This is a genomic window from Methylobacterium sp. WL69 (genome assembly GCF_008039485.1).
Lineage (GTDB): Bacteria > Pseudomonadota > Alphaproteobacteria > Rhizobiales > Beijerinckiaceae > Methylobacterium.
Genome location: NZ_VRUZ01000123.1, coordinates 1 through 10,166, shown reverse-complemented (window position 1 = coordinate 10,166; position 10,166 = coordinate 1). Strand labels below are relative to the sequence as shown.

6 protein-coding genes, 1 tRNA gene and 3 pseudogenes are annotated in these 10,166 nt (G+C 70.3%); 6 read left to right on the top strand and 4 right to left on the bottom strand.

The window, feature by feature from the left end:
* Nucleotides 1-867 (bottom strand): annotated as a pseudogene (locus FV218_RS20625) (glutamine--fructose-6-phosphate aminotransferase); the annotation flags it as partial.
* Between the two features lie 151 nt (nucleotides 868-1,018).
* Nucleotides 1,019-2,401 (bottom strand): bifunctional UDP-N-acetylglucosamine diphosphorylase/glucosamine-1-phosphate N-acetyltransferase GlmU, encoded by a 1,383-nt coding sequence (gene glmU / locus FV218_RS20620; protein WP_147711362.1) that lies wholly within the window; start codon nucleotides 2,399-2,401, stop codon nucleotides 1,019-1,021.
* Nucleotides 2,402-2,779: 378 nt separating this feature from the next.
* Between glmU and FV218_RS20615 the strand changes: the two genes are divergently transcribed.
* The 6 genes and pseudogenes from FV218_RS20615 to FV218_RS20590 form a co-directional block, all read left to right on the top strand.
* Entirely contained in the window at nucleotides 2,780-4,324 is a 1,545-nt protein-coding gene (locus FV218_RS20615; RefSeq protein ID WP_147711361.1) for a glucan biosynthesis protein D, read from the top strand.
* A 68-nt stretch (nucleotides 4,325-4,392) separates the two neighbouring features.
* Nucleotides 4,393-6,489, top strand: coding sequence for a glucans biosynthesis glucosyltransferase MdoH (gene mdoH / locus FV218_RS20610; RefSeq protein ID WP_147711364.1), 2,097 nt, complete (start codon nucleotides 4,393-4,395; stop codon nucleotides 6,487-6,489).
* Nucleotides 6,490-6,561: 72 nt separating this feature from the next.
* Nucleotides 6,562-6,651 (top strand) — tRNA-Ser (locus FV218_RS20605).
* Between the two features lie 200 nt (nucleotides 6,652-6,851).
* A pseudogene (locus FV218_RS20600) lies at nucleotides 6,852-7,133 on the top strand (SOS response-associated peptidase); the annotation flags it as partial.
* A gap of 300 nt (nucleotides 7,134-7,433) precedes the next feature.
* The gene (locus tag FV218_RS20595) at nucleotides 7,434-7,937 is read left to right on the top strand and encodes an isocitrate lyase/phosphoenolpyruvate mutase family protein (RefSeq protein WP_246685211.1); all 504 of its coding nucleotides are present in this window, start codon (nucleotides 7,434-7,436) and stop codon (nucleotides 7,935-7,937) included.
* Nucleotides 7,938-8,738: 801 nt separating this feature from the next.
* Nucleotides 8,739-9,144, top strand: a pseudogene (locus FV218_RS20590) (IS3 family transposase); the annotation flags it as partial.
* A 99-nt stretch (nucleotides 9,145-9,243) separates the two neighbouring features.
* Here the strand turns inward: FV218_RS20590 and hpxZ are convergent.
* The gene (gene hpxZ / locus FV218_RS20585; RefSeq protein WP_147711363.1) at nucleotides 9,244-9,624 is read right to left on the bottom strand and encodes an oxalurate catabolism protein HpxZ; all 381 of its coding nucleotides are present in this window, start codon (nucleotides 9,622-9,624) and stop codon (nucleotides 9,244-9,246) included.
* A gap of 5 nt (nucleotides 9,625-9,629) precedes the next feature.
* The coding region (locus FV218_RS20580) for an amidase family protein (RefSeq protein ID WP_246685210.1) at nucleotides 9,630-10,166 on the bottom strand (537 nt) is incomplete at its 5' end.

Sequence of the window (10,166 nt, the reverse complement as noted above, 5' to 3'; positions counted from 1 at the left end):
CAGGTCCGCCGGCAGGGCGACGCGGCCGTTGGCGAGGTCGACGTAATGGGCCAGCGTGCGGCCGACGACCTCCGGCTGCTCGTGGATCTCCTTGCCCATGAAGTGGCGGTGGTTGCCCTTCTCGACCCGGTAGGCCTGCGCCACGATGCGCTGGCGCTGGCGGGTGACCGGATGCCCGTCGATGTCGCGGATCTCGGCGCCGGCGCGGCTGAGGACCGCCCAGTCGCCCTCTTCGAGGTAGGTGATCTCCTCCGTGAACGGCGCCAGGGCCAGGGCGTCGGAGCCGAGGTAGGTCTCACCGATCCCTGCCTCCATCTGGCCGAAGCCGATGGCCAGCGGCGCGCCGTGGCGGGCGCCGATGAGCAGGTCGTCGTAACCGGCGAAGACCATGCCCAGCGCGAAGGCGCCGTGCAGGCGCGGCAGGCAGGCGGCCACGGCCTCGACGGGCCCGAGGCCCCCGTCCATGGCGTGGCTGACGAGCTGGGCCACCACCTCGGTGTCGGTCTCGCTCTCGAAGCGCACGCCGAGGCCCTGCAGCTCGGCCTTCAACTCGCGAAAATTCTCGATGATGCCGTTGTGGACCACGGCCAGCCGCGCCGTGGCGTGCGGGTGGGCGTTGGTCTCGTTGGGGCGCCCATGCGTCGCCCAGCGGGTGTGGCCGATGCCGATGGCGCCGCCCAGGGGCTCGTCGCGCAGGCGCGCCTCGAGGTTGGCGAGCTTGCCCTCCGCCCGCCTCCGCTCGAGGCGCCCGTTCGTCAGGGTGGCGATGCCGGCCGAATCGTAGCCGCGATACTCGAGCCGCCGCAGGGCTTCCACGAGCTGCCCGGCCACGGCGTCCCGTCCGACGATGCCAACGATTCCGCACATGGGTCGTGTCTCTCACAAACGGGCCGCCGAACCTCGGCCGAGCCCCGGCTTGTATCGGATCGGGACAGGCGCGCCACCCGCTTCCCACCGGAGGGTTGGCCGGCAAACCCTCAACGCAAGCTTGCGGCGAGGAACCCGCCGTCCCGGATGGTTACGGCTTTTGGCGCGCGGCCTTCTCGGCGGCCAGAGCCGCGCGCTTGCCCGGCGCCCAGCCGGCGAGGTTGCGCTGGCGCGCCCGCGCCACGGCGAGCGCATCGTCCGCGACATCGGACGCAATCACCGAGCCGGCCCCGACGATGGCCCCGGCCCCGACGCTCACGGGGGCGACGAGGGCGGTGTTCGAGCCGATGAAGGCGCCCGCCCCGATGATGGTGCGGTGCTTGTTCACCCCGTCGTAGTTGCAGGTGATGGTGCCGGCCCCGACATTGGCGCCCGCCCCGATCTCGGCGTCGCCGAGGTAGCTCAAATGGTTGGCCTTGGCGCCGGCGCCGAGGCGCGCGTTCTTGACCTCGACGAAATTGCCGACCTTGGCCCCCGTCTCCAGCACCGCGCCGGGGCGCAGGCGGGCATAGGGGCCGACCTGGACACCGGGCGCCAGGGCCGCGCCTTCGAGGTGCGAGAAGGCGTGGACCGTGCAGCCGTCGCCGATGCTGACGCCGGGCCCGAACACCACGTGAGGTTCCACCAGAACGTCCCGGCCCAACACCGTGTCGAAGCTCAGGAAAACCGTTTCTGGCGCGACGAGGGTGGCGCCTCCGAGCTGCGCGGCACGGCGCAGGCGGCCCTGGATCTCGGCCTCGGCCACGGCGAGCTGGACCCGGTCGTTGACCCCTTGGGCCTCGGCCTCGTCCACGGCCACTACGGCCACCGTGAGCCCGTCCGCGACGGCCAGGGCCACGGCGTCGGGCAGGTAGTATTCGCCCGCCGCGTTGGCATTGCCGATGCGGCCGAGGAGATCGAGGGCGTGGGCGCCCGACAGGGCCATGAGGCCGGCATTGCACAGGGTGGCGGCCCGCTCGGGGGCGGTGGCGTCCTTCTCCTCGCGGATGGCGACGACGCGCCCGCCCTGCGTCAGCACGCGGCCGTAGCCCGTGGGGTTCGGGGAATCGAAGGCCAGCACCGCCACGGCGGCGCCGTCGGCCAGGGGGGCGCGCAGGCGGGCGAGGGTGGCGCCGGTGACGAGGGGGGTGTCGCCGAAGGCCACGATCACGTCGTCGGCGCCCGCCTCCAGGGCCTCGCGGGCGGCCAGCACCGCATGGGCCGTGCCGAGGCGCTCGGCCTGCGGAAACACCGCGGCGCCCGGCGCCGCCCGTTCGATCTCCCGGGCCACGGCCGCCTGCCCCGGCTCGACCACCACGGCGATGCGGGTCGCCCCCGCCTCGCGGGCGGCGGCCAGCACGTGGCCGAGCATGGTCCGCCCGGCCACGGCGTGGAGGACTTTGGGCAGGTCGGAGCGCATCCGCGTGCCCTTGCCGGCGGCCAGCACCACGGCGGTGAGACTGCGCCCGGTCGTGGTCGTCGTCGCTGCACCCATGGGTCGATCCGTCCTCGTCGTCAGTGTGGAGCCGGTGCGCCGCTGCGGCGTCCCGACAGGATCAGGGTGATCGGCACGGCGGCGACGCACACGAAATGGACGCCTCCGTTGCGACGTCGACCCAGGACCGTCGACGCTTCCGATGTGCCATAAGCGCCGCGCCTCGACCAGATGCCCGGCCTCGGCCGGCCGGTTGAACGGGATCGGCGCATCGCGCGTTCCGTGACACTTAACCTTCAGTTCAGGCCGGCGCATGGTAAAGCCGTCGCCGACGCCACACCCGCTTTCCTGCGCTTTCGCGCCGAGACGACAGGTTCCATGACGACGCCGTTCCAGGATTCTCTTCACGCCGTCCCCGCGGCCGATGACCCGGGGACGATGGCGTCTCGGAATCACACCCGGCGCGCCCTCCTGCGCGGGGCCGGCGCCGTCGCCCTGTCCGGCGGCCTGACCGCCGTGCCCGTCGCGGCCTTCGCCGACGAGGCCCCGGCCCTGCCCGCCGCCGGCACGCCGTTCCGGCCAGGGCTGGTGGCCGACCTCGCCCGGGCGCTCGCCGCGCACGCCTACGTCGCCCCGCGCACGGACGATCTGCCCGAGGCCCTGGCGGGCCTCAACCGCGAGCAGTACGCCGGCATCCGCACCGTGCCGGGCAGCGCGATCTGGGCCGAGGCCGGCCTCGGCTTCACCGTCGAGCCCCTCCATCGCGGCTCGGTGTTCAAGGGCCGCGTCGCCCTGGCGCTCATCGAGGACGGGGTGGTGCGCCCCGTCCCCTACGACCGCGCCCGGTTCGCGGCCGAGACCACCCCGATCCCGGCGATGAAGGACGATCCGGGCTATTCCGGCGTCAAGCTCCGCGCCCGCTTCGAGGGGGGCGAGCTGACCGACTTCGCCTACTTCCAGGGCGCCTCGTTCTTCCGCCTCGTCGCCGCCGGCCAGGGCTTCGGCGTCACCGCCCGCGCCCTCACCCTGCGGCCGGCCGATGCCCGCGGCGAGGAATTCCCGGAGTTCCGCGCCCTCTGGATCGAGCGGCCCGGCCCCGGCGGTCCCCTCGTCCTGCACGCCCTGGTCGATTCGCCCTCGGCCACGGCGGCCCTGCGCATGAGCCTGCGCCCGGGCGCCGTCTCGCTCTGCGACGTCGAGGGCACGGTGTTCGCCCGCACGGCCATCGACCATCTCGGCCTCGGCGGCATGACCACGAGCTACCTGTTCGGCCCCTACGACCGGCGCGGGGCCGACGATGCGCGGGCCGCCGTCCATTCCTCCGGCGGCCTCCAGATCCGCACGGGCTCCGGGGAATCGATCTGGCGCCCGGCGCGCAACCCCGAGACCCTGCAGGTCTCGTCCTTCGTCGACGACGGCCCGAAGGGCTTCGGGCTCATGCAGCGGGCCCGCGACTACCGCAGCTTCCAGGACGACATCCAGCACTGGGAATGGCGCCCGTCCCTGTGGCTCGAACCCCTCTCCGCCTGGGGGCCGGGTTCCGTGACCCTGCTGGAGATCCCGAGCGATTCCGAGTTCAACGAGAACATCCTGGCCTATTGGCGGCCCAAGGCCGGCCTCGCGGCGGGGGCCGAACTGGCGTTCAGCTACCGCCAGCACTGGTGCTGGCAGCCGCCCGAACCGGTGCCCGTCGCCACCGTCTCCGGCACCCGCGCCGGGCGCGGGACGAGCGACGCCCGGCGCCTGTTCCTCGTGGACTTCACCGGAGACGGACTGGCCGAAGCCGGCGACCTGCGGACCCAGCTCTCCGTCGGCCCCGGCGCCATCACGGCGAGCACCCTCTACCGCTATCCCGACCGCAAGACCGTGCGCGTCGCCTTCGAGCTCGACCCGCGCGGCGAGAAGGCGTGCGAGCTGCGCCTCGCCCTGCAACGGGGCGACACCCCCCTCACCGAAACCTGGCTGTACCGTTGGACACCGTGAACGCACCCGCGCCTCAAGTCGCCCCAGCCGGTGACGTCGCCCCGGCTCCCGCCCCGTTCCGCCCGGCGATGCCGCCCGAGGCGCCCCTGGCCATGCCGGTGCAGCGCCTCGACGCCTGGGACGGCACCGACGGGCACGCGCCGTCGGTTGCCCACGCCAAACCGTGGCTCGCCCGCCTCTTCGTCTTCGGCGCGGCGGCGCTGCTGACCGCCTACGGCGCCATGCAGATGTACGAGGTGGTGGCGGTCTCGGGCGGCACCACGGCCCTGCAGTACGTCCTGCTCGCCCTGTTCACCCTGAACTTCTCCTGGATCGCCCTCGCCTTCACCGGCGCGATCCTGGGCTTTTTCGTCCTCCTGCGCCGGGGCAGAACCCCCGCCCTGCCGGTCGCGCTCACCACCCGCACGGCCGTGGTGATGCCGGTCTACAACGAGGCCACGGCCCGCACCTTCGCGGCCATCGAGGCCATGCGCGCCGAGATCGACGCCACGGGGCTGGGTGGGGCCTTCGACTACTTCGTCCTGTCGGATTCGACGCAAGGGGACGCCTGGATCGCAGAGGAGCGCGCCTTCCTCGACCTGCGCGCCCGCTGGGGCGACGACGCCCGCCTGTACTACCGGCACCGGCCGAAGAACCACCACCGCAAGGCCGGCAACATCGGCGACTTCGTCTCGCGCTGGGGCGCCACCTACGACCACATGCTGGTCCTCGACGCCGACAGCCTGATGACGGGGGCGTGCGTCGTGCACCTGGCCGCCGCCATGGAGGCGGACCCGGATTCGGGCATCATCCAGTCCCTGCCGCTCATCATCAACCGCAACACCCTGTTCGCCCGCGTCCAGCAATTCGCCGCGCGGATCTACGGGCCGGTCATCGCCACGGGCCTGTCCGTCTGGTCGGGCCGCGACGGCAATTACTGGGGCCACAACGCCATCATCCGGACGAAGGCCTTCGCCGCCGCCTGCGGCCTGCCGGACCTGCCCGGCAAGCCGCCCTTCGGCGGCCACGTCCTGTCCCACGATTTCGTCGAGGCCGCCCTGATCCGGCGGGCCGGCTGGAGCGTGACCATGCTGCCGGCGCTGCCCGGCTCCTACGAGGAGAGCCCGCCCTCCCTCATCGACGTCGCCGTGCGCGACCGGCGCTGGGCGCAGGGCAACCTCCAGCACAGCCGCATCATCGGGGCCGCCGGCCTGAAACCGGCCTCGCGCCAGCACTTCGCCACGGGCATCGCCGGCTACGTCGCCTCCCCGCTCTGGCTCGCCCAGCTCGTGGTCGGTATCGCCCTGGTGCTGCAGACCGCCTACGTGCGGCCGGAATACTTCACCAGCGAGTTCGGGCTCTACCCGGTCTGGCCGCGCTTCGATCCCGTGCGCGCGCTCCAGCTGTTCGGGATCACCATGGGCATCCTGCTCGCCCCGAAGTTTTTGGGACTCATCCTCGCCCTCGTCGACGGACCCGTGCGCCGGGCCTGCGGGGGGGGCGTCCGCCTCGTCCTGTCGAGCCTCATCGAGATCCTGCTCTCGGCCCTCATCGCGCCCATCGCCATGGTGATCCAGTCGGGCTCGGTGTTCCAGATCCTCGTCGGGCGCGACACCGGCTGGAACCCCCAGCGGCGCGACGACGGCTCGATCCCGTGGGGCGACATCGTCCGCCGCCACCGCTGGCACATGGCCCTGGGCCTGGTGACGGGCATCGCGGCCTTCGCCATCGCCACCTCCCTGTTCCTATGGATGTCGCCGACCATCCTCGGCCTCGTCCTGGCGATCCCGATCTCGTGGGCGAGCGGCCAGCTGAGCTGGGGCCTCGCCCTCAAGCGGCTCGGTCTGCTCATGACCCCGGAGGAGCGCGCCCCGCCCGCCATCGCCACGGATGCCGGCCGCCTCGCCACCCGCAACGCCGCGCGGGGCCTCGACGAGGCCGACGCCCTGCGGGCCCTCCACGCCGAGCCCGACTTCGCGCGGGCCCATGCCGCCATGCTGCCCCAGGCCGCGCCCCGCCCGCGCGGCGTCATCGACACCGACCGGGCCCTGGCCCAGGCCAAGGTGGTGGAGGCCCACACCCTCGACGAGGCCGCCGCCTGGCTCTCCCCGAAGGAACGCATGGCCCTCCTGCACGACCGCGCCCTGCTCGACCGTCTGGGCCGTCTCGAGGCCGGGGCCGCCTGAGTTTTCGATTTCCGCCCGTCCCGTTCTCCGCTAGAACCCTTCCGTCCCCGCCGGCCCCGCGCCGGCGCGGACGGAAGGGTGGCCGAGTGGTTTAAGGCAGCGGTCTTGAAAACCGCCGTGGGGGCGACTCCACCGTGGGTTCGAATCCCACCCCTTCCGCCAAATTGTTCCTGTAAGTCATTATCTTAGATGAACTTTTGATCCTCTTAGGTTGGCGCACCCCAACAGTTTGCGCGAAGGCCAGCGAATTGCTGCGGCTGGTCGCGACCATGGGCCGTGTCACGCCCGGCTGCGTGACAAAGCCCGGAGATAGAGGCCGGCCAGCACGGCAGCTGTGATCAGGTTGCCTCTGCCCGCCCCTCGCGGGCATCCGGCGCTCGCGGACCGGCGTGCGCGGCACGAAGGCCGAGAATCCCGACCGACTCGAGGAAGAGCATCGGTTGTTCTCGCTCCTCACCTGCGGGGCCAACGGCGTGGTCGGCCCCATCCACGCGAAGGCCATGCCTGTGCTGCTGACCGCGCCCGAGGAATGGAGCCCGTGGCTCGCAGCCCCCACGGAGATCGCCCCGGAGCTTCAACGGCCGCTGCCAGACGCCCAGATGCGGATCGTGGCGCGGGGCGCGCGGAGAAATCCGACGGAATGATCCCTCGAGCCTGCCTTCGGAGGTTCGTTTGGCGGCTGTCGCGCCATTCAAGGGAGGGAAGGGATGAGGCTTTCGCTTTCTTCCTGGCAAGAAGGGGAGAAGCGAACGTGCGGCTGGGGGGGTAACGCGGTAGGGGTTCCCTGCTTTCACGCCCCCTGTCTGAGGTGTCCATAAAAAGCGACACCGTTCAAATTTTGGGTCTCCGCCGCTGTCATCCAGCATCCGTTATTGACGATTGGTCCGAATTCCGCACGGTGGCGGGAGAAGGGTTTCGTGAATGCACGGAAGCGGGGGCGATCGGTGAACGAAACGGACAAGCTGATGCGGGATCTGTCAGGTACTCATCCGGAAGCACCTCCGCATGGCGATGTGCTCGATAGCAATAGCGATAAAAAGCTCACCAATGTTCTGCGTGTTTTCGGATCATCCGGCGAAAGCTCATATAATACTCCGCCGAATAGAAATTCTTCGCCCCAAGACTGGTCTAAATTAATAGACCGTGTTCGCTCTGCGGCTCTTCGGGTAAGAGAAGTCGAAGCGGATGCCCACGAACAAGAGATGCGGGTCCGCGAAATTCTTAAGAACGTTCAGGAAGACATCAAGTCGGCGAATGAAAGAGTTCGCGCAGCCGAGGCGCATGCTCGTGATATTCAAGCTCGTGCCGATGCCTTGCTGAGGGTTGCGGATGATCGCGTGAAGGCCGCGGAAGAGCGAGCTCGCGTCGCGGAAGAATGGCTTACCCAGCTTTCGATAACGATCATTGATGGGTTCGAGGGTGGCAATGCCGAGCGATTGATCGCGTGAGCATCTCGATTGCGCCCTTTCGGTCATGAGCCAACCGGACGGGAAGCCGCGGATCGGATGTCAGGCGGCTTGGGGGGCAGGCGGCTTGGGGGGCAGGGATGGCGGCCGCAGAAAAACGCAGCCCCATCGCCATCGCAGGATCACCGACGCAGTTCAGCATCCCACGAGTTTTCTACCTGTAAAATCTGGCGGAACTGAACGCTTCGCTTGAGATGTCTACGCCGGAGCGCAGCCCGTCGTTTCAGCGCAGCTGCTCGCCTAACCTTCGCTGGCTGCATGGAGACATATTTCGGTTTGAGGGTTGTGGGAACGTCCAACCCTGCAGCAACATGTTCCTCTGCCTGTATTTTGCGAGAGGCCCTGGCGACTCGAATCGGAGACGCCGTGCTGTCGTCGGGTGCGCAGCCGGAACAAACCAAATTGTATGCGTCTGGCAACCGAGGGCGCAGCACAAAAGCATCCATTGCTCTTTTGGCGCGCGCGCCAAACTTTTCCAGTGCAATTAGGTCGGGATCGGTGAAGCGCGGCGCTGCTCTCGACTTGGAAAGGGCGTGATCGGCAACAATCAAGCTCATAAGGCCGACGGCGAAACCTATTCGGGTCGGGAATCGCATCTGCCTGTCTCGGTGTATCGAGCCTCATCGTTAAAATGCAATGCTTGGGTTAATGGCGTGTTTACGTGCGCCGAGCGAATCGAGTTGAAGCAGCTTGGGGCTTGTGGCTTGAGACAAATGAGCCCGACCGCCAGCGAAGGTGCCGTTCTGAAATCAGTTCAGGGCGCGTTCGCTCTCAGGCGCTTCGCTCGAAGTCTCCCCCGGCGGCGATTACGGCTGGCGGTCACGCCCCGAAAGCGTCCGGTCGGTGTCGAACCGTCAACTCCCCGACAACGTCCGGCGGATCCATGCCGAGCATCATAGGCGCTACGGCTCACCTCGGTGCACGCGGCTTGGCGCGCGGCGGGCCGAACGGCCAGCCGCGGACGCGTGGAGCGTCTCATGCGCCGTCAAGGCATCCGGGCTCCGGCAGGGCGCCGATCTCGGCAGCGATGCCCAGCACGGTCCGGCTGGCCGATATCACCTGCCTGCCCACCGGCGAGGGCTGGCTCTACCGGGCCGCCGTCCTCGATCTCGCCATCCGCAAGATCGTCGGCTGGTCCATGCGCGATCACATGCGGACCGAGTTGACGTCGGCCGCCCTGAGGATGGCTACCCACCAGACACCCCTTCCGCCAGCGCTCCGCCGGAGGCTCCGCCCGACCGGTTCGAGGCGATCCGGAACCGCCGGGCGGGAGGCTCGGCTCGCGGGGTCACGGGTCGATGACGCTGACATGGGCCGCGACGACCCTCCAGCCCTCGGGAAACCGCAGCCAGGTCTGGCTCTGGCGCCCGATCCGATCCGGGGCGCCCGCGCGCGTGAACAGCGTCATCGCCACGGCGCAATCGCGTCCGTAGGTGGTGATGACCGTGTCGCGGAGGTCGCGGGCGAGGCCCTGGGCCGGGCGGGCCCGGCGGAAGGCGCGGATCGCGTCCATGCCGTAGAGGTTTTCGCCCGCGCCGTACCGGATGGTGCGGGGGTCGTCGTGGAACAGCGCTTCCAGGGTCGCGACGTCGTTGCCGACCAGCGCCGCCTCGTAGCGGGCGAACGCGGCCTCGACCTCGGCCTTCACCAGGGGATCGTCGATCAGCATCGGGGTCACGCGAGGGTCGCGACGGGCGCGCGGGCGACGCCCGCGCGTTCGAGGTGGCGGGCCACTCGCAACGCAAGGTCCTCGCGCCAGGGGGCGGCGATGATCTGCACGCCCAGGGGCAGGCCCGCATCGGGCCGGACCGGCACGGCGACGACCGGCAGCCCGATGAACGAGATCGGCTGCGTGAACAGGCCGACATTCGCGCGCACCGGCAGCGCGACGCCGTCGAGCACGAAGGTCGCCTGACCCGAGGCCGGGGCGCGGCAGGGCGTGCAGGGCGCCAGGATGATGTCGACCTCGCGGAACAGGTCGAGGACGGCCGCGCGGTACCAGCGCCGGAAGCGCTGGGCCCGTTCGACGAAGGCCGCGGGCAGCATGGCGCCGGCGATGAGGCGGTCCCGGACGGCCGGATCGAACTCGGCCGCCCGCGCGCGCAGGCGGTCGAGGTGCAGGGCCGCGCCCTCGGCGGCGGTGATGAGATAGGCCGCGGCCCGGGCCCGCGCCGCCTCCGGGATCTCCACCGTGCGGGCGCAGGACAGGGC

Coding starts and splice junctions, on each gene's coding strand:
- glmU (WP_147711362.1), bottom strand. CDS start 2,401: ATGGGTGCAGCGACGACGACCACGACCGGGCGCAGTCTCACCGCCGTG.
- FV218_RS20615 (WP_147711361.1), top strand. CDS start 2,780: ATGGCGTCTCGGAATCACACCCGGCGCGCCCTCCTGCGCGGGGCCGGC.
- mdoH (WP_147711364.1), top strand. CDS start 4,393: ATGCCGCCCGAGGCGCCCCTGGCCATGCCGGTGCAGCGCCTCGACGCC.
- hpxZ (WP_147711363.1), bottom strand. CDS start 9,624: ATGCTGATCGACGATCCCCTGGTGAAGGCCGAGGTCGAGGCCGCGTTC.